Here is a 16,777-nt window from a genome sequence, read left to right on the forward strand (position 1 = left end):
AGTGTTACCTTACTTCTTCTTAGCCTCTTTAGTACGCACGATTTCATCGGCGTAACGAACACCTTTACCTTTATAAGGTTCAGGACGACGGTAAGCACGCAATTCTGCTGCAACTTGGCCAATTGCCTGTTTATCTGCTCCTTCCAACACAATTTCAGTCTGTGAAGGACATTTTGCAGTAATACCTGCTGGCAGTTCATGCTCTACTGGATGAGAGAAACCTAAGGACAAACTTACAGTATTGCCTTTAATAGCTGCACGATAACCGACACCAACCAGCTGAAGTTTCTTAGTGAAGCCTTCGGTAACACCAATAACCATTGCATTCAATAAAGAACGCGTCGTACCCGCTTGCGCCCATGCATCAGCAAAACCTTCACGAGCTGCAAACGTTAATTGATTATCAGCATCTTTGACTTCAACAGCTTTATGGATTGTACGAGTAAGCTCGCCATTTTTACCTTTAATCGTTATATCCTGACCGTCAAGTTTAACTTCTACGCCGGCAGGAATGACGACAGGTGCTTTTGCCACACGAGACATTCTTTCCTCCCGAATTAAGCTACGTAGCAGAGAATTTCGCCACCTAAACCTGCTTGGCGAGCTGCACGATCAGTCATGACACCTTTAGAAGTAGAAATAATCGCAATGCCTAAACCAGCCATAACCTGTGGTAGCTCATCTTTTTTCTTATAGATACGCAAACTTGGGCTGCTTACACGCTGAATGCTTTCTACAACAGCCTTACCTTGGAAATATTTCAATGTAATTTCCAAGGTTGTCTTGATGTCGCCTTCAATTTTATAATCTTCGATATAACCTTCTTCCTTAAGCACTGTAGCAATCGCTACTTTTAGCTTAGCGGAAGGCATGTTGACCGCAGCTTTATTAGCGGCCTGACCGTTACGGATACGAGTTAGCATATCCGAGATGGGATCTTGCATGCTCATCTGTCTTTACTCCCGTGATTCAATTGGTGATAATTACCAGCTAGCCTTTTTAAGACCCGGGATTTCACCGCGCATAGCGGATTCACGGACTTTAATACGGCTTAGACCAAATTTCCGCAGAAAACCATGCGGACGCCCAGTTTGACGACAGCGGTTACGCCGACGAGAAGGGCTGGAATCACGTGGTAGCGTTTGCAGCTTAAGAACAGCATTCCAACGATCTTCATCAGATGTATTCACATCAGAAATAATAGCTTTCAATTCTGTGCGCTTTGCAAAGAATTTTTCAGCTAATTTTGCACGTTTTACATCACGCGCTTTCATTGATTGTTTAGCCATGAATACCCTGCCTTACTTACGGAACGGAAAGTTAAACGCCATCAACAGTGCAAGACCTTCATCATCTGATTTCGCACTAGTGGTGATAGTAATATCTAAACCACGTACACGATCCACTTTATCATAATCGATTTCAGGAAAGATGATTTGTTCACGTACACCCATGCTGTAGTTACCGCGACCATCAAATGATTTAGTGGATAAACCACGGAAATCACGGATACGTGGTACAGCAATAAAAATCAGACGCTCAAAGAATTCCCACATACGTTCGCCACGCAGGGTCACTTTACAGCCGATTGGATAGCCATGACGGATTTTGAAGCCTGCAACAGATTTGCGCGCTTTGGTGATAAATGGTTTTTGCCCTGTTATTGCCGCTAAATCAGCAGCTGCATTATCAAGCAGCTTTTTATCGGCAACAGCTTCACCAACACCCATGTTCAGGGTGATCTTCTCGACCCGAGGGACTTGCATGACAGAATTGTAGCCAAACTTAGTCATCAGCTTTTGGACTACCTCGTCTTTGTAGTAATCATGCAGTTTCGCCATCGTATACTCCAAAAATTACTTAATAGTTTCACTGTTAGATTTGAAGAAACGCACTTTTTTGCCATCTTCAATTCTAAAACCTACTCGGTCAGCCTTGCCAGTTGTCACATTAAAGATTGCAACGTTAGAAACATCAATTGTTGTTTCTTTTTCAACGATGCCACCTGGTTGACTCAGAGCCGGAACAGGCTTCTGATGTTTCTTAACCAGATTAATCCCTTCAACAATGACTTTACCAGAAGAAAGAACCTGTTTTACTTTACCGCGTTTGCCTTTATCTTTACCAGCTAACACGATAACTTCGTCATCACGACGGATTTTCGCTGCCATTGTGCCCGCTCCTTAGAGTACTTCTGGTGCCAGAGAGATAATTTTCATAAACTTCTCAGTACGAAGTTCACGAGTTACCGGCCCAAAAATACGCGTACCGATAACTTGCTCACTTGTATTGTTTAACAACACACAAGCATTGCCATCGAAGCGAATGATAGAACCGTCAGGGCGACGAACGCCCTTCTTGGTGCGCACCACTACCGCTTTCAGGACATCACCTTTTTTCACTTTACCGCGTGGAATTGCTTCTTTAACAGTAATTTTGATGATATCACCTACATCTGCGTAGCGACGGTGCGAGCCACCTAGAACCTTGATACACATTACGCGACGTGCGCCGGAGTTGTCGGCTACGTTCAGCATAGTCTGTTCTTGGATCATTTTAGTGCTCCGCTAAATGTCAACTACAACTAAGCCGCTTCTTATATAAATTGAAGAGGCAGTACAATTACCCATACATGAGGGAGCAACATTATAACACCACAACATCAATATGGACAGAAAAAATAAACGGCCGCTTTATTAAGAGCCGCTTATTCTATTATGAAATGGCTATCCTATTAAAGAACAGCTTTTTCTACAACGCGAACAAGTCTCCATGACTTTGTTTTGGACAGTGGGCGGGTTTCACGGATTTCCACTAGATCACCGATACCACATTCATTGTTCTCGTCATGTACATGCAATTTGGTCGTACGACGGATAAACTTACCATATAAAGGATATTTTACCATACGCTCAATAGCAACGACAATAGATTTCTCCATCTTATCGCTAGTTACACGACCTTGCAAAGTACGGATTTTATCGCTCATTACGCACCCGCCTTTTCAGTCAATAAAGTCTTAACGCGTGCAATATCACGACGTACTTGTTTCAACAGGTGAGACTGTTGCAGCTGTCCACTTGCTGCCTGCATACTCAAGTTAAATTGCTCACGTAGCAGGTTAAGCAGTTCAGTGTTCAACTCTTCAACGCTTTTTTCGCGCAGCTCTTTTGCTTTCATTACATCACCGTCTTAGTTACAAAGGTGGTTTTGATAGGCAGTTTTGCTGCTGCCAACTTGAATCCTTCCCGAGCTAGCTCTTCTGGAACACCGTCCATTTCATAAAGAACTTTACCAGGTTGGATCAAGGCAACCCAATACTCTACGTTACCTTTACCTTTACCCATACGCACTTCAAGTGGCTTTTCAGTGATAGGTTTATCTGGAAACACACGAATCCAGATTTTACCCTGACGCTTAACTGCACGGGTCATGGCACGACGTGCCGCTTCAATCTGACGTGCAGTCAGACGTCCACGACCCACTGCCTTCAGACCGAAAGTGCCGAAGCTAACATCCGTACCTGCAGCCAGACCACGATTGCGACCTTTATGCATTTTACGGAATTTCGTACGCTTTGGTTGTAACATCAGCGACTCTCCTTGCGGCCTTTACGCTGCTGCTTTTTAGGTTGAACTGTAGGTTTCTCTACCTGTTCAACAGCAGCCATACCACCCAGAATCTCACCTTTGAAGATCCATACTTTAACACCGAGTACCCCATAAGTGGTGTGCGCTTCTGCAGTGTTATAATCGATATCAGCACGCAAGGTGTGCAATGGCACACGGCCTTCACGATACCACTCAGTACGTGCAATTTCAGCTCCGCCTAAACGACCACTGACTTCTACTTTTATGCCTTTTGCACCTAGACGCATAGCATTCTGTACCGCTCGTTTCATAGCTCGACGGAACATAACACGACGTTCCAGCTGTGAAGCGATACTATCAGCAACTAATTTAGCATCCAGTTCAGGCTTACGTACTTCAGCAATATTGATTTGCGCAGGGACACCAGCAATATATGCTACTGTTTTACGCAGTTTCTCGACATCTTCACCTTTTTTACCGATAACGATACCAGGACGAGCAGTGTGAATAGTTACACGGATGCTCTTCGCAGGACGTTCGATAACGATACGTGAAATAGATGCCTTTGCCAGTTCTTTATTCAGATACTGGCGTACTTTAAAATCGCTGTCTAGGTTGTCTGCGAATTCTTTTGTATTCGCATACCAAGTAGAGTTCCAAGGTTTGACAATACCCAGGCGAATACCATTAGGATGTACTTTCTGACCCATTGCTAGTCTCCAGAGTCTCAGCGATCGGACACAACCACAGTAATGTGGCTGGTGCGCTTCAAAAGACGATCTGCACGGCCTTTCGCGCGAGGCATGATGCGTTTCATAGTTGGACCTTCGTTAACGAAAATTTTCGTTACTTTTAAATCATCAATATCAGCACCATCGTTGTGCTCGGCGTTAGCGATAGCAGACTCAAGTACTTTCTTCACTAAACCAGCAGCTTTCTTGTTGGTATAGTTCAGAATTTCTAGAGCTTGCGACACTTTCTTACCGCGAATCAGATCAGCCACTAAACGAACCTTCTGAGCAGAAGAACGAGCGTGGCGATGCATAGCTATAGTTTCCATCTCTTCCTCCTACCTTAACGTTTCTTGGCCTTTTTATCGGCCGCATGGCCGCGATAAGTACGGGTCGGCGCGAATTCACCCAATTTATGACCAACCATTTCGTCGTTAACAAAAACTGGAACATGCTGACGACCATTATGGATAGCGATGGTCAAACCGATCATGTTAGGAAAGATCGTTGAACGACGGGACCAAGTCTTGAGAGGCTTTTTGTCTCCGCTTTCCACCGCTTTCTCTACCTTCTTCAGCAAGTGCAGGTCAATAAAAGGACCTTTCTTGAGAGAACGTGGCATGGTTTATCCTCTAATTATTTTTTAGAACGGTGACGTACGATATATTTATCAGTACGCTTATTGCTACGGGTCTTTTTACCTTTGGTTTGAACGCCCCAAGGTGTTACTGGGTGTTTACCAAAGTTACGACCTTCACCACCACCATGTGGATGGTCTACTGGGTTCATCGCTGTACCACGAACGGTAGGGCGAATTCCACGCCAGCGGCTAGCACCAGCTTTACCCAGAACACGCAGCATATGCTCCGCATTACCAACTTCACCTAATGTCGCACGGCACTCAGAAAGTACTTTACGCATTTCGCCAGAACGTAAACGGATAGTTACATAACTACCATCACGTGCAACGATTTGCACATAAGCACCGGCTGAACGCGCCAGCTGACCACCTTTACCCGGTTTAAGCTCAACATTATGAACCGTTGAACCGACAGGAATATTACGCATAGGTAAAGCATTACCTGCTTTAATTGCTGCATCTGCACCAGACTGAATTTGGTCTCCGGCTTTTAAGCCTTTTGGTGCCAGAATATAGCGACGCTCTCCATCTTTATAGAGAACTAATGCAATATTCGCCGAACGATTTGGATCATATTCCAGACGCTCAACAGTAGCAGCAATACCATCTTTATTGCGTTTAAAGTCAATTAGACGATAATGCGGTTTTTGACCACCACCAATATGACGCGTAGTAATACGGCCATTATTGTTACGTCCACCGGTTTTGTCGCTTTTTTCTAGCAACGGAGCATAAGGCTTACCCTTATGCAGCTCAGGGTTAACCACTTTAACTACGTGGCGACGGCCCGGAGACGTAGGTTTACATTTAACAACTGCCATTGTTCTTTACTCCTCCGACTTACTCTGCACCACCGATGAAGTCCAGATTCTGGCCTTCTTTCAGAGTGACGTAAGCTTTTTTCCATTCGCTACGACGACCAATTCGCTGACCGTGGCGTTTGGTTTTGCCTTTAAATAGTAAAGTATTTACACCTTTGACTTCAACTTCGAACAGTTTCTGTACGGCAGCCTTAATCTCTGCTTTAGTCGTATCTTTCGCTACTTTAAGCACGATGGTGTTACTTTTTTCCATCGCTGTAGAAGCTTTTTCAGAGACATGCGGCGCACGTAGTACTTTTAGCAGACGTTCTTCACGGATCATGCTAGCATCTCCTCAATTTGCTTCACAGAATCAGCAGTCATAACTACTTTGTCGAAGGCAATTAGGCTAACAGGATCGATACCGATTGCATCGCGAACATCAACTTTATATAAGTTACGGGCTGCTAAAAACAAGTTTTCATCAACCTCATTCGTGACGATCAATACGTCATCCAGCGCCATTTCCTTTAATTTTTGTACCAGAAGCTTAGTTTTCGGCGCTTCCAGTGCAAATTTCTCGACAACAATTAGACGATCCTGACGTACCAATTCAGACAAGATGCTTTTCAAAGCACCGCGGTACATCTTTTTATTTACTTTTTGACTGTGGTCCTGTGGTCTCGCTGCGAAAGTGACACCACCAGAGCGCCAAATTGGGCTCTTAACTGAACCAGCACGTGCACGACCAGTACCTTTTTGACGCCATGGCTTTTTACCAGAACCTGAAACCTCAGCACGAGTTTTCTGAGCACGAGTACCTTGACGAGCACCAGCTGCATACGCAACAACTACTTGATGCACAAGCGCTTCATTGAAATCACGCCCGAAGGTAGTTTCGGAAACAGTCAGCGCGCTTTGCGCGTCTTTCATTACCAATTCCATGCCTATCTCCTCGACGTTACGCCTTAACAGCTGGTTTTACAATCAGGTTGCTACCAGTTGCACCTGGAACAGCACCCTTGACCAACAGCAGATTACGTTCAGCGTCAACGCGTACTACATCCAGACTTTGAACAGTTACACGTTCATTACCCAATTGGCCTGCCATTTTCTTGCCTTTAAATACCTTACCCGGAGTTTGGTTTTGCCCAATAGAACCGGGAACACGGTGTGACAAGGAGTTACCATGAGTAGCGTCCTGAGTGCTAAAATTCCAGCGTTTAACCGTACCAGCAAAACCCTTACCTTTGGAGGTACCAGTAACGTCGACTTTCTTGACGTCAGCAAAAATTTCAACACTAATGCTTTGACCTACAGTAAACTCTTCGTTTTCACTCAAACGAAATTCACGTAGGATACGGCCAGCTTCAACACCAGCTTTAGCAAAATGCCCAGCTTCAGGTTTCTTTACACGGTTTGCTGTTTTGCTACCGGTAGTAACCTGAATTGCATTATAACCATCTGTTTCCAGGCTCTTAACCTGAGTCACTCGGTTATTTTCAATTTCGATAACAGTTACAGGAATAGAAACACCATCTTCAGTGAAGATACGTGTCATTCCTACTTTCTTCCCGACTAAACCAATCATTGTTTCAACCTCTCAATCGCGCAACGACCTGATTAACCCAGGCTGATCTGCACATCTACACCGGCAGCCAGATCCAGACGCATCAGAGCATCAACGGTTTTCTCAGTTGGCTCAACGATGTCCACCAGACGCTTATGAGTACGAATTTCGTACTGATCACGTGCATCTTTATTAACATGCGGCGAAATCAGAACGGTAAAACGTTCTTTACGTGTAGGTAACGGGATCGGACCACGTACTTGAGCGCCAGTGCGCTTAGCAGTTTCAACGATTTCCGCAGTTGATTGATCAATTAAACGATGATCAAAGGCTTTCAGGCGTATACGGATTCTTTGGTTCTGCATGAGACCAGAGCTCCAACTATTTATAAACGTAAAAAATTACTGATCGCACCCATTTAGATTGATAGGGGAGTGTAATCGTTCTCACAATAACCTCCAAATAGGAGGTATTGTTTTTTAACGCAGTTTTACTGCTTACTAGCCTTTACGGCCAGGCTCTTGAATTAAAGAGCCCGTGCATTATACGTAATTTCAGGATAAGAGCAAGCCGTAGATAAAAAAATTGCATAAAATTTATTTATAAAAATCTTATGCAATAATATTTGTTAAAATATTAATCAATAAATACCAATTAAATCATGCCTCTTCACCCAGCTGAGATTGTAGGTGATTTTTTATTAGGCCTATGTTTGCTATCAAAACCAATTGCTTTTCTATCCAAGCAATATGTTTTTCTTCATCCGTTAGTATTTCAATCATTAAATCGCGACTAACATAATCACTAACTGAATCCGCATAAGCAATTGCTGAACGAAAATCTCTCGCCCATTCCAATTCAAGCAGTAAATCTGATTTAAGCATTTCTTCAACATTCTCACCAATATTTAATTTACCTAAATCCTGCAAATTTGGTATACCTTCAAGAAAGAGGATCCTTTCTATATATTTATCAGCATGTTTCATCTCATCAATAAATTCTTCATATTCAATATCATTAAGACGTAATAAACCCCAATTTTTAAACATACGGGCATGTAAAAAATATTGATTGATTGCAACAAGCTCATTACCCAATAATGTATTTAAATGGGTGATCATTTTTTTATCGCCTTTCATTTTTTATCCTCCACTTCCAGTATCTAAAGTGTAGATAGAACGTATTAGACGAACAGAATAGAAAAATATTTTTATTGAAAAGCGAAGAGTAATTGATTAATTAAAACTAGAAAGATTCTTTGATAGCATTTAAATTTATTCTATTAATTCATTGTACTGCGTCAATATCAGTAACAACATATAAATTTATTTGCTCATTTTGAATTAGCTGAGTTGCTTGAGGCAAGCATTTTCCACAATGGCTACCAATAGATACACACTTCTTTAATCCACTAATGGATGTTATGTGATTATCGCGAACTAAAATTTTTATTGTTTTATCACTAATTCGATTACATAGACATACGTACATTTTTAATACCGACCAGTTAAAATCTCACCAGTAATATTAAATGATAATAATTTTCATTTTAATATTAGTTTGAGTTATATACTCAAAAATTAGATTATCGGTAATAATTTTACAGCAATCATAAAAAAAGAGGCGAAAGCCTCTTTTTTCAAATTCAATATCAAATCAAGCAATAATTTTAGCAACGACACCGGCACCGACTGTACGGCCACCTTCACGGATCGCAAAACGCAATCCTTCATCCATCGCGATTGGCGCTATCAACGTCACTTTCATGTTGATATTATCACCTGGCATTACCATCTCTACGCCTTCTGGCAACTCGATTGTGCCCGTTACATCCGTCGTTCTAAAATAAAACTGTGGACGGTAACCTTTAAAGAATGGCGTGTGGCGACCGCCCTCATCTTTGCTTAAAATATATACTTCTGATTCAAATTGAGTATGCGGATTTATTGAACCTGGTTTTGCTAATACTTGACCACGCTCTACATCTTCACGCTTGGTACCACGTAATAATACACCTACGTTCTCACCTGCACGACCTTCGTCCAGCAGTTTGCGGAACATTTCTACGCCCGTACACGTCGTTTTGGTCGTCTCTTTAATTCCGACGATTTCAACTTCTTCACCAACCTTAACTACACCACGCTCTACACGGCCTGTTACTACGGTTCCACGACCTGAGATTGAAAATACGTCTTCGATTGGCAACAAGAACGGTTTATCTATCGCACGCTCTGGCTCTGGGATGTAGTCATCTAATGCTTTCGCTAACTCTAGAATTTTCTCTTCCCACTCAGCAACGCCTTCCAGCGCCTTCAACGCTGAACCTTTGATTACCGGCGTGTCGTCTCCTGGGAAATCATACTGAGAAAGAAGCTCACGCACTTCCATTTCAACCAATTCCAGCAGCTCTTCATCATCTACCATATCACATTTGTTCAGGAAAACGATGATGTAAGGAACACCTACCTGGCGACCTAATAAGATATGCTCACGTGTTTGTGGCATTGGACCATCTGTTGCCGCAACCACTAAAATCGCGCCGTCCATTTGTGCCGCACCGGTGATCATGTTTTTTACATAATCTGCGTGGCCTGGGCAATCAACGTGGGCATAATGACGGGTTGGCGTATCATATTCTACGTGAGAGGTAGAAATTGTGATACCGCGCGCTTTTTCTTCCGGTGCATTATCAATTTGATCAAATGCACGTGCACTACCGCCATAAGTTTTCGATAATACGGTGGTGATTGCTGCAGTTAAAGTTGTTTTACCATGGTCAACGTGGCCGATTGTACCAACGTTAACGTGCGGTTTTTTACGTTCAAATTTTTCTTTAGACACGACTCTATTCCTTATAGAGTTCTCTCAAACAATAGGAGAGAACCAGATTAAATAGTTAAACCGAAAGCCAATTACTTAGCTTTACGAGCTTCAATAATTGCTTGAGCAACATTGGTTGGTGCTTCATTGTACTTCAAAAATTCCATTGAGTAAGAAGCACGACCTTGAGTTTGTGAACGCAGATCTGTGGCATAACCAAACATTTCTGATAATGGTACTTGAGCACTAACTATCTTACCAGTTGCTGTATCTTCCATACCTTCAATCATACCACGACGACGGTTCAGGTCACCAATTACGTCACCCATATAGTCTTCAGGCGTTTCAACTTCAACTTTCATGATTGGCTCCAGTAAAACTGGACCTGCTTTCATGAAACCTTCTTTGAAAGCCATAGAACCTGCAATTTTGAATGCCATTTCCGAGGAATCAACCTCATGATAGGAACCATCATACAATGCCACTTTGACATCAACAATGGGGTAACCCGCCAGAACACCATTTTTCATCTGTTCTTGAACGCCTTTATCCACCGCAGGTATGTACTCTTTAGGTACAACGCCACCAACGATTTCGTTGTGGAATTCATAACCAATTTCATGGCCTGCTTCCAAAGGTTCAACGCGTATCCATACATGACCAAATTGACCACGACCACCAGACTGACGAACAAACTTACCTTCCTGCTCAACAGACTTACGAATAGTCTCACGGTATGCTACTTGTGGTTTACCAACGTTCGCTTCAACTTTACATTCACGACGCATACGGTCAACCAATACTTCCAGATGCAACTCACCCATACCAGCAATAATTGTCTGACCAGATTCTTCATCTGTTGACACGCGGAAGGATGGATCTTCTTGAGCCAAACGACCTAAAGCAATACCCATTTTTTCTTGGTCAGCTTTAGTTTTAGGTTCAATAGCAACCGAGATAACAGGCTGTGGAAATTCCATACGCTCCAAAATAATTGGCGCATCCATAGCACATAGCGTATCACCGGTAGTCACATCTTTGAGGCCGATAGCGGCAGCAATGTCACCCGCTCGGACTTCTTTAATTTCTTCACGTTTATTAGCATGCATCTGAACGATACGACCAAAACGCTCTTTTTTATCTTTAACTGGGTTAAGAACGGTATCCCCTGAATTAACTACACCAGAGTAAACCCGGAAGAAAGTCAAATTACCAACAAATGGGTCAGTTGCAATTTTGAATGCTAATGCTGAAAAAGGCTCATCATCACTTGCATGGCGTTCTGCTGGTGTATTTTTACCATCGGTTAAAACACCATTAATTGCCGGAATATCAGTAGGTGAGGGTAAATATTCAATAACCGCATCCAGCATTGCTTGTACGCCTTTATTTTTAAAGGCTGAACCGCACGTAACCAAAATAATTTCATTATTCAATACGCGCTTACGCAATGCTTGTTTGATATCTTCTTCAGACAGCTCTTCGCCACCAAAATATTTTTCCATCAACTCATCTGATGCTTCAGCCGCAGCTTCAATCAGCTTACCATGCCACTCTTCAGCTTGAGTTTGTAAGTTTGCTGGAATATCTTCATAAACGAAAGTAACGCCTTGATCACTATCATTCCACTGGATTGCTTTCATTTTAACTAAATCGATAACACCAGTGAATGATGCTTCAGCGCCAATAGGTAACTGAAGTGGAACTGGTATTGCTGCCAGACGTGACTCAATCTGTTCAACAACACGCAAGAAATTAGCACCCATACGATCCATTTTATTAACAAATGCGATACGGGGTACTTGATACTTATTTGCCTGACGCCAAACTGTTTCAGATTGTGGTTGAACACCACCAACTGCACAATAAACCATTACCGCACCATCAAGAACACGCATAGAACGTTCTACTTCAATAGTGAAGTCAACGTGTCCTGGTGTGTCAATGATGTTGATGCGGTGTTCGTCAAACTGTTTACCCATACCAGACCAGAAAGCAGTAGTTGCAGCTGAAGTGATAGTAATACCACGCTCTTGCTCCTGCTCCATCCAGTCCATCGTTGCTGCGCCATCATGAACTTCACCAATTTTATGGCTCACGCCAGTATAAAATAGGATACGTTCAGTTGTTGTGGTCTTACCAGCATCAATATGGGCACTAATACCGATGTTGCGATAACGCGTAATGGGAGTTTTACGAGCCATTTTTTCCTCTCTCATGACCGTTCAATTCGTACAAGGGTAACACCATGTTACCCTTACGAAACATAACTAGCGAATGCTACCAACGATAGTGTGCAAACGCCTTGTTAGCTTCTGCCATACGATGAACATCTTCACGTTTTTTAACAGCAGTGCCTTTATTTTCAGCCGCATCAGATAATTCGTTTGCTAAGCGCAAAGCCATCGATTTATCACCGCGTTTACGAGCAGCTTCAACAATCCAACGCATTGCTAATGCATTACGACGGACAGGACGAACTTCAACAGGAACCTGGTAAGTTGAACCACCAACACGGCGTGATTTAACTTCCACTGTTGGACGAACATTGTCTAGAGCTATTTCAAAGGCTTCTAAATGATCTTTTCCAGCACGTTGAGCCAGGGCCTCAAGCGCACTATATACAATTGCTTCTGCAGTAGATTTTTTACCATCTACCATCAAAATATTAATAAATTTAGCCAATAATTCTGATCCAAACTTTGGATCTGGTAGAATTTTACGTTGACCAATTACACGACGACGTGGCATGGATATACTCCGTTTTTAAATTCAGGGTTGTCCAAAACTCTATGAGTTTATTTTGACATTAAAAAATTAAATGTTTGGCCTTACTTAACGGAGAACCATTAAGCCTTCGGCCTCTTAGAGCCGTATTTAGAACGACCGTGTTTGCGATCTTTTACACCAGAACAGTCCAGTGCACCGCGGACAGTGTGATAACGCACACCGGGTAAGTCTTTAACACGACCACCACGAATCAAGATTACTGAGTGTTCCTGCAAGTTATGGCCTTCACCACCAATGTAAGAAGACACTTCATAACCATTAGTTAAACGAACACGGCATACTTTACGCAATGCTGAGTTAGGTTTTTTAGGGGTAGTAGTATATACGCGAGTACATACACCACGTTTTTGCGGGCAAGCTTCCAGTGCAGGAACGTTGCTTTTCACAACTTTCGAGCTACGTGGTTTGCGAACCAGCTGATTAATTGTTGCCATTAAAAAAGCTCCTGGTTTTTGCTTCGTAAACACGGATATTTTCCTCGCTTATCGCCATGATAAAACACGAGGACGCGAAATTTTATTGCTGACAGAGGCAGGTGTCAAGAAATATAAAAAGGATCATCCATTACCAAGCAAAATATTGTGGATGTTTTACCGTTAATTGCACAAAATTAACATAAGATATCTGACGGACATAAGATGACATATATGGCATTAATCCCCTGGCTTCTACATCATTTTGTAAAGCAAAAACTTGAATCCTTGTATCTTTTAATTGCATTAAAAAATTATTATCTTTATTACCCAATGAGATTTTATGTCCCATAAAAACCCCATCCTGTAATAATAATACCTCATCCTGTTCCGTTAATAAGCTAATTAGTGAATCAAAGTCACTATAATAAGGGGAAGTAGAAATGGTATATAGCATGTTAGTCTTCTGTTTAACTAGAAAGTCAGAATTACATCATAATCTGCTAAGTTACGTCTAAGCCTGTCAGCAGGAATAACTGTTGCCGGTAGGATACAGCTACTGTCAGCAGAGAATCCCCTTGCTTCAAGATCTTCCTGACAAATATAACAAGCATTAATATCATATAATGGCAGTAATTTATAGGTTGAAATGTAATCACGCGCCAGGATTTTACTCGGATTTTGTTTGACCAGTAATTGGCAAACACCATCAGAAATAAAGAAAACACCAATCTTTTCAGTTAATGCAGAAGCGGCGAGCAAAGCATCTAATCCTTCACGACCACTTGAAGTTCCATGAGGTATTTTCATAAATACAAATGCTATTTTTTTCATATTTATCTCAAAATTGAACTGTGCGATCACAGACAAGCATGGCCTCAGCCAAACTACCTAACCCGCTCAATACAAAATCTTCATCCAGATTAGCACCGGGTAAGTGACTATTTTTGGCTTCAGTTTCATCAATAATACCCCGTCGCAATGCAGCAGCAACGCAGACATTCAATTGACATCCTGTCTGCTGTGCTAATGTTTTCCATCCTATAAGTAAATTAAATTCATCACTAGCTGGTGAAATTAATTGATTACCGTTATAAACACCTTCTTGATAGAAAAAAACGGTTTTTAGTATATGTCCTTCCATAACCAAAGCATTCGCGAATTGCCAAGCATTAGTGGCCTGCTGAGTTCCATAAGCAGGCTCTGTCACTAATAGGCAATAAGTCAAAGGCTTATGTAAAGTAGAAGCCCCCATTTATTTACTCACCACTTTTAAACTGCCGTATATAAAGATAAACAGTGTGCTTAGAAATATTCAAACGATCAGCAACCTGATTAATCGCATCTTTAATATCAAAAATTCCTTTTTCATATAAATTGAGCACGACTTGTCTGTTTTTCATATTATTTGGCACATTGCGATCAGCATTAACTTCTTCTATGGTAAATTCCACTGCCTGAGCAACCAGATCATCAACACAAGAGGCAAAATTAACATTGGAAGCAACTTCATGGGTTTTTTCCGGCACAAATGTTTTGACTATCTCAGAAAATGGCATATCTACATTCATATTAATACAAAGTAAACCAATAACTCGCCGTTTGGGATTACGGATAGCAATAGTGACTGATGTCATTAAGGCGCCACTTTTTGAGAGCGTAAAATAAGCTTTCGATACACTGGAATCAATATCGGTCATATCATGTAGCATACGTAAAGCTAAATCGGTAATTGGTGAACCAATCTGACGGCCTGTATGTTCACCATTAGCTATTCTGACCGCTGAACATTTTAAATCTTCAAGTGAATGAAGAACAATTTCACAATGCCCACCAATTAACATAGCCAAACCGTCAACCATCGATTCATAAGATGTCAAAATCGCGTAATCAACACCATCAAACGGTTGATCATCCAGTAAATCATTATCACAGCTATCATTAGAATATAATAGGTTAGACATTCAGACTCCATCCTCTACATATTGACAAAACTTTATTAAACGATTATGTGAGTAAACACCGATCTTATTATTAATGTGCAATTTATTTAGCAATCATCAATACGCTAAACTTACGGTAAAAAGAATCTAAGACGTTAAAAACACAAAGACCGATCGTCAATGGATCTCTTGTCAGACCTTTGGCCTGCCTCACCGGACATAAACAAAAAAGTAACTTAATCATTTAATTTAGACAAAAATCACAAAAAAAACTGCTAACAATACATTAAGCAAATTGAATAATATTAACATTTATAAAAATACTTTAAATTATATTCGATGTATTTATTGATCATGAGCAATTTATATTACCGCATTTATATTGCCACTCATCATAAATTAATATAAATCAATCTCGACTATCCTTGATATATAAGAAAGCCAAAGGCAGAGTTTAACTCTGCCTCTTTTGTCTCTCAATTATTTCTTAGCCGGTTTGATATCTAATAACTCAACATTAAAGATCAAAGTTGAATTTGCTGGAATTGCCGCTGCTGCAGATTTTCCGTAACCTAATTCTGGTGGAATAATAAGTTGAATTTTGCCGCCTTTTTTCAATTGTTGCAAACCTTCGGTCCAACCAGGGATCACTGAATCAAGCGCAATTGTTAACGGTTCATTACGCTTATAAGAACTGTAAAATACTGAGCCATCAATTAAACGACCTTCGTAATTTACCACGACAGTATCTTTATCTGTTGGTTTTGCTCCTTGGACTGGTTTGTCAATTTTATAAATTAATCCACTTTTTGTTTTTACTGCACTTTTCTCTTCTTTAATATATTTAGCTCGATAATCATCACCCCATTTACCATTCTTTTTACTCTCTTCTTCCATTTTTAGCTGGGCTGCAGTTTGTATTCTTTTTTCAAGTGCTTTTAAGGTTGTTTCTATTTCTTGATCATTCAGTTTACTTTTATTAATAAACGCATCCTGTACGCCAGCTAAAAGCTGTTGCCTATCAAGATTAATACCGATAGATTTTTGCTGCATTAAAGAATTATCCATGTAACGCCCTAGCGAAGCCACTAGTGCATAAGAGCTACGCTGATCTTCATTATCAAATTTCTTATTTGCATCAGCAGCGAATACTTGCGAGGTATTTAGCAACATAGACAAAGACGTCACTAAAAGAGTTGTTTTAAATAATGATTTCATTCAATTCTTCAATTATGTTGATTATTCCTAATCAGTCATAGTAAAGTGTGTTAGCTAATCAACTACGAGATAATACAATAAGTTAAGGGATTAAATATAGTTAAACCAGGCCAATAAAAAAAAGTTACCAGGTAAATCATAATAGAAAAAACTTCTCTAAGGCTTTATCAGTAGGCATTATATCGAATATCCAATCTATGTATTTCACTCCCGACAGGAGGTTCAAGTGGATTTACTTAAAAAATGGCTTTGTTGAATAAAT

28 protein-coding genes are annotated in these 16,777 nt (G+C 41.0%); all 28 read right to left on the reverse strand.

Translation table 11 applies throughout. From position 1 onward, the window contains the following. Positions 1 to 9 precede the first annotated feature (9 nt). The 28 genes from rplF to fkpA all read right to left on the reverse strand — a co-directional run bounded on the left by rplF (position 10) and on the right by fkpA (position 16,515). Positions 10 to 543, reverse strand: coding sequence for a 50S ribosomal protein L6 (gene rplF, locus E3U36_RS02465; protein ID WP_180816981.1), 534 nt, complete (start codon positions 541 to 543; stop codon positions 10 to 12). Positions 544 to 557: 14 nt separating this feature from the next. Continuing rightward, positions 558 to 950 (reverse strand): 30S ribosomal protein S8, encoded by a 393-nt coding sequence (gene rpsH, locus E3U36_RS02470; protein ID WP_180816982.1) that lies wholly within the window; start codon positions 948 to 950, stop codon positions 558 to 560. A gap of 33 nt (positions 951 to 983) precedes the next feature. After that, entirely contained in the window at positions 984 to 1,289 is a 306-nt protein-coding gene (rpsN, locus tag E3U36_RS02475; RefSeq protein WP_026823167.1) for a 30S ribosomal protein S14, read from the reverse strand. Positions 1,290 to 1,301: 12 nt separating this feature from the next. Then, positions 1,302 to 1,841, reverse strand: coding sequence for a 50S ribosomal protein L5 (gene rplE / locus E3U36_RS02480; RefSeq protein ID WP_180816983.1), 540 nt, complete (start codon positions 1,839 to 1,841; stop codon positions 1,302 to 1,304). 15 nt (positions 1,842 to 1,856) lie between these two features. After that, positions 1,857 to 2,171, reverse strand: coding sequence for a 50S ribosomal protein L24 (gene rplX / locus E3U36_RS02485; protein WP_180816984.1), 315 nt, complete (start codon positions 2,169 to 2,171; stop codon positions 1,857 to 1,859). Positions 2,172 to 2,183: 12 nt separating this feature from the next. Then, positions 2,184 to 2,555, reverse strand: a complete 372-nt coding sequence (rplN, locus tag E3U36_RS02490; protein WP_180816985.1) for a 50S ribosomal protein L14 — start codon at positions 2,553 to 2,555, stop codon at positions 2,184 to 2,186. A gap of 179 nt (positions 2,556 to 2,734) precedes the next feature. Then, on the reverse strand, positions 2,735 to 2,989 hold the full coding sequence (gene rpsQ / locus E3U36_RS02495; protein ID WP_180816986.1) for a 30S ribosomal protein S17: 255 nt from the start codon (positions 2,987 to 2,989) through the stop codon (positions 2,735 to 2,737). Then, positions 2,989 to 3,180 carry a 50S ribosomal protein L29 gene (gene rpmC / locus E3U36_RS02500; RefSeq protein WP_026823172.1) on the reverse strand — a complete coding sequence of 64 codons (192 nt, stop codon included), beginning with the start codon at positions 3,178 to 3,180 and terminating at the stop codon, positions 2,989 to 2,991. Before rpmC ends, rpsQ begins: the two co-directional genes overlap by 1 nt. Then, a complete protein-coding gene (gene rplP / locus E3U36_RS02505; RefSeq protein ID WP_180816987.1) occupies positions 3,180 to 3,590 on the reverse strand; it encodes a 50S ribosomal protein L16 in 411 nt (136 codons plus the stop codon). The genes rpmC and rplP overlap by 1 nt, the downstream gene beginning before the upstream one ends. Then, on the reverse strand, positions 3,590 to 4,300 hold the full coding sequence (gene rpsC, locus E3U36_RS02510; protein ID WP_180816988.1) for a 30S ribosomal protein S3: 711 nt from the start codon (positions 4,298 to 4,300) through the stop codon (positions 3,590 to 3,592). The genes rplP and rpsC overlap by 1 nt, the downstream gene beginning before the upstream one ends. Before the next feature lie 17 nt (positions 4,301 to 4,317). Continuing rightward, a complete protein-coding gene (rplV, locus tag E3U36_RS02515) occupies positions 4,318 to 4,650 on the reverse strand; it encodes a 50S ribosomal protein L22 (protein WP_180816989.1) in 333 nt (110 codons plus the stop codon). Between the two features lie 14 nt (positions 4,651 to 4,664). Beyond that, positions 4,665 to 4,943, reverse strand: a complete 279-nt coding sequence (gene rpsS, locus E3U36_RS02520) for a 30S ribosomal protein S19 (RefSeq protein WP_180816990.1) — start codon at positions 4,941 to 4,943, stop codon at positions 4,665 to 4,667. A 14-nt stretch (positions 4,944 to 4,957) separates the two neighbouring features. After that, positions 4,958 to 5,782, reverse strand: coding sequence for a 50S ribosomal protein L2 (rplB, locus tag E3U36_RS02525; RefSeq protein WP_180816991.1), 825 nt, complete (start codon positions 5,780 to 5,782; stop codon positions 4,958 to 4,960). Positions 5,783 to 5,801: 19 nt separating this feature from the next. Further along, on the reverse strand, positions 5,802 to 6,104 hold the full coding sequence (gene rplW, locus E3U36_RS02530; protein ID WP_180816992.1) for a 50S ribosomal protein L23: 303 nt from the start codon (positions 6,102 to 6,104) through the stop codon (positions 5,802 to 5,804). After that, entirely contained in the window at positions 6,101 to 6,706 is a 606-nt protein-coding gene (gene rplD, locus E3U36_RS02535; RefSeq protein ID WP_180816993.1) for a 50S ribosomal protein L4, read from the reverse strand. The genes rplW and rplD overlap by 4 nt, the downstream gene beginning before the upstream one ends. Before the next feature lie 16 nt (positions 6,707 to 6,722). After that, positions 6,723 to 7,352 carry a 50S ribosomal protein L3 gene (gene rplC, locus E3U36_RS02540; protein WP_180816994.1) on the reverse strand — a complete coding sequence of 210 codons (630 nt, stop codon included), beginning with the start codon at positions 7,350 to 7,352 and terminating at the stop codon, positions 6,723 to 6,725. 32 nt (positions 7,353 to 7,384) lie between these two features. Next, positions 7,385 to 7,696: a 30S ribosomal protein S10 gene (rpsJ, locus tag E3U36_RS02545; RefSeq protein ID WP_001181005.1), complete on the reverse strand. Its 312-nt coding sequence runs from the start codon at positions 7,694 to 7,696 to the stop codon at positions 7,385 to 7,387. Between the two features lie 294 nt (positions 7,697 to 7,990). After that, on the reverse strand, positions 7,991 to 8,470 hold the full coding sequence (bfr, locus tag E3U36_RS02550; protein WP_180816995.1) for a bacterioferritin: 480 nt from the start codon (positions 8,468 to 8,470) through the stop codon (positions 7,991 to 7,993). Between the two features lie 148 nt (positions 8,471 to 8,618). Beyond that, the gene (locus tag E3U36_RS02555) at positions 8,619 to 8,822 is read right to left on the reverse strand and encodes a (2Fe-2S)-binding protein (protein WP_180816996.1); all 204 of its coding nucleotides are present in this window, start codon (positions 8,820 to 8,822) and stop codon (positions 8,619 to 8,621) included. A gap of 165 nt (positions 8,823 to 8,987) precedes the next feature. Further along, on the reverse strand, positions 8,988 to 10,172 hold the full coding sequence (gene tuf / locus E3U36_RS02560) for an elongation factor Tu (protein ID WP_180816921.1): 1,185 nt from the start codon (positions 10,170 to 10,172) through the stop codon (positions 8,988 to 8,990). Between the two features lie 71 nt (positions 10,173 to 10,243). Beyond that, positions 10,244 to 12,355 (reverse strand): elongation factor G, encoded by a 2,112-nt coding sequence (gene fusA / locus E3U36_RS02565; protein WP_180816997.1) that lies wholly within the window; start codon positions 12,353 to 12,355, stop codon positions 10,244 to 10,246. 76 nt (positions 12,356 to 12,431) lie between these two features. Then, on the reverse strand, positions 12,432 to 12,902 hold the full coding sequence (gene rpsG / locus E3U36_RS02570; RefSeq protein ID WP_026822991.1) for a 30S ribosomal protein S7: 471 nt from the start codon (positions 12,900 to 12,902) through the stop codon (positions 12,432 to 12,434). Positions 12,903 to 13,000: 98 nt separating this feature from the next. After that, on the reverse strand, positions 13,001 to 13,375 hold the full coding sequence (gene rpsL / locus E3U36_RS02575; protein ID WP_180816998.1) for a 30S ribosomal protein S12: 375 nt from the start codon (positions 13,373 to 13,375) through the stop codon (positions 13,001 to 13,003). Positions 13,376 to 13,505: 130 nt separating this feature from the next. Then, positions 13,506 to 13,811: a sulfurtransferase complex subunit TusB gene (gene tusB, locus E3U36_RS02580; protein ID WP_180816999.1), complete on the reverse strand. Its 306-nt coding sequence runs from the start codon at positions 13,809 to 13,811 to the stop codon at positions 13,506 to 13,508. A 17-nt stretch (positions 13,812 to 13,828) separates the two neighbouring features. Further along, a complete protein-coding gene (gene tusC / locus E3U36_RS02585; protein WP_180817000.1) occupies positions 13,829 to 14,188 on the reverse strand; it encodes a sulfurtransferase complex subunit TusC in 360 nt (119 codons plus the stop codon). 7 nt (positions 14,189 to 14,195) lie between these two features. Further along, the gene (tusD, locus tag E3U36_RS02590) at positions 14,196 to 14,609 is read right to left on the reverse strand and encodes a sulfurtransferase complex subunit TusD (protein ID WP_180817001.1); all 414 of its coding nucleotides are present in this window, start codon (positions 14,607 to 14,609) and stop codon (positions 14,196 to 14,198) included. A gap of 4 nt (positions 14,610 to 14,613) precedes the next feature. Next, positions 14,614 to 15,318, reverse strand: coding sequence for a helix-turn-helix transcriptional regulator (locus E3U36_RS02595; RefSeq protein WP_180817002.1), 705 nt, complete (start codon positions 15,316 to 15,318; stop codon positions 14,614 to 14,616). A gap of 459 nt (positions 15,319 to 15,777) precedes the next feature. Then, the gene (gene fkpA, locus E3U36_RS02600; protein ID WP_180817003.1) at positions 15,778 to 16,515 is read right to left on the reverse strand and encodes an FKBP-type peptidyl-prolyl cis-trans isomerase; all 738 of its coding nucleotides are present in this window, start codon (positions 16,513 to 16,515) and stop codon (positions 15,778 to 15,780) included. Positions 16,516 to 16,777: the final 262 nt, after the last annotated feature.

Origin of the sequence: Arsenophonus endosymbiont of Aphis craccivora (assembly GCF_013460135.1) — a bacterium.
In the GTDB taxonomy this organism is placed as follows: Bacteria; Pseudomonadota; Gammaproteobacteria; order Enterobacterales; family Enterobacteriaceae; genus Arsenophonus; species Arsenophonus nilaparvatae.

Excerpts from the sequence above, each read along its gene's own strand:
- rplF (WP_180816981.1), bottom strand. The coding sequence starts at position 543 with ATGTCTCGTGTGGCAAAAGCACCTGTCGTCATTCCTGCCGGCGTAGAA.
- rpsS (WP_180816990.1), bottom strand. The coding sequence starts at position 4,943 with ATGCCACGTTCTCTCAAGAAAGGTCCTTTTATTGACCTGCACTTGCTG.
- rplX (WP_180816984.1), bottom strand. The coding sequence starts at position 2,171 with ATGGCAGCGAAAATCCGTCGTGATGACGAAGTTATCGTGTTAGCTGGT.
- rpsH (WP_180816982.1), bottom strand. The coding sequence starts at position 950 with ATGAGCATGCAAGATCCCATCTCGGATATGCTAACTCGTATCCGTAAC.
- rpmC (WP_026823172.1), bottom strand. The coding sequence starts at position 3,180 with ATGAAAGCAAAAGAGCTGCGCGAAAAAAGCGTTGAAGAGTTGAACACT.
- E3U36_RS02555 (WP_180816996.1), bottom strand. The coding sequence starts at position 8,822 with ATGTACGTATGTCTATGTAATCGAATTAGTGATAAAACAATAAAAATT.
- bfr (WP_180816995.1), bottom strand. The coding sequence starts at position 8,470 with ATGAAAGGCGATAAAAAAATGATCACCCATTTAAATACATTATTGGGT.
- rplC (WP_180816994.1), bottom strand. The coding sequence starts at position 7,352 with ATGATTGGTTTAGTCGGGAAGAAAGTAGGAATGACACGTATCTTCACT.
- rplE (WP_180816983.1), bottom strand. The coding sequence starts at position 1,841 with ATGGCGAAACTGCATGATTACTACAAAGACGAGGTAGTCCAAAAGCTG.
- rpsN (WP_026823167.1), bottom strand. The coding sequence starts at position 1,289 with ATGGCTAAACAATCAATGAAAGCGCGTGATGTAAAACGTGCAAAATTA.
- tusB (WP_180816999.1), bottom strand. The coding sequence starts at position 13,811 with ATGCTATATACCATTTCTACTTCCCCTTATTATAGTGACTTTGATTCA.
- fusA (WP_180816997.1), bottom strand. The coding sequence starts at position 12,355 with ATGGCTCGTAAAACTCCCATTACGCGTTATCGCAACATCGGTATTAGT.
- rpsJ (WP_001181005.1), bottom strand. The coding sequence starts at position 7,696 with ATGCAGAACCAAAGAATCCGTATACGCCTGAAAGCCTTTGATCATCGT.
- E3U36_RS02595 (WP_180817002.1), bottom strand. The coding sequence starts at position 15,318 with ATGTCTAACCTATTATATTCTAATGATAGCTGTGATAATGATTTACTG.
- rplB (WP_180816991.1), bottom strand. The coding sequence starts at position 5,782 with ATGGCAGTTGTTAAATGTAAACCTACGTCTCCGGGCCGTCGCCACGTA.
- rpsL (WP_180816998.1), bottom strand. The coding sequence starts at position 13,375 with ATGGCAACAATTAATCAGCTGGTTCGCAAACCACGTAGCTCGAAAGTT.
- rpsC (WP_180816988.1), bottom strand. The coding sequence starts at position 4,300 with ATGGGTCAGAAAGTACATCCTAATGGTATTCGCCTGGGTATTGTCAAA.
- tusC (WP_180817000.1), bottom strand. The coding sequence starts at position 14,188 with ATGAAAAAAATAGCATTTGTATTTATGAAAATACCTCATGGAACTTCA.
- rplD (WP_180816993.1), bottom strand. The coding sequence starts at position 6,706 with ATGGAATTGGTAATGAAAGACGCGCAAAGCGCGCTGACTGTTTCCGAA.
- rpsQ (WP_180816986.1), bottom strand. The coding sequence starts at position 2,989 with ATGAGCGATAAAATCCGTACTTTGCAAGGTCGTGTAACTAGCGATAAG.
- rplW (WP_180816992.1), bottom strand. The coding sequence starts at position 6,104 with ATGATCCGTGAAGAACGTCTGCTAAAAGTACTACGTGCGCCGCATGTC.
- fkpA (WP_180817003.1), bottom strand. The coding sequence starts at position 16,515 with ATGAAATCATTATTTAAAACAACTCTTTTAGTGACGTCTTTGTCTATG.
- rplV (WP_180816989.1), bottom strand. The coding sequence starts at position 4,650 with ATGGAAACTATAGCTATGCATCGCCACGCTCGTTCTTCTGCTCAGAAG.
- tusD (WP_180817001.1), bottom strand. The coding sequence starts at position 14,609 with ATGGGGGCTTCTACTTTACATAAGCCTTTGACTTATTGCCTATTAGTG.
- rplP (WP_180816987.1), bottom strand. The coding sequence starts at position 3,590 with ATGTTACAACCAAAGCGTACGAAATTCCGTAAAATGCATAAAGGTCGC.
- rplN (WP_180816985.1), bottom strand. The coding sequence starts at position 2,555 with ATGATCCAAGAACAGACTATGCTGAACGTAGCCGACAACTCCGGCGCA.
- rpsG (WP_026822991.1), bottom strand. The coding sequence starts at position 12,902 with ATGCCACGTCGTCGTGTAATTGGTCAACGTAAAATTCTACCAGATCCA.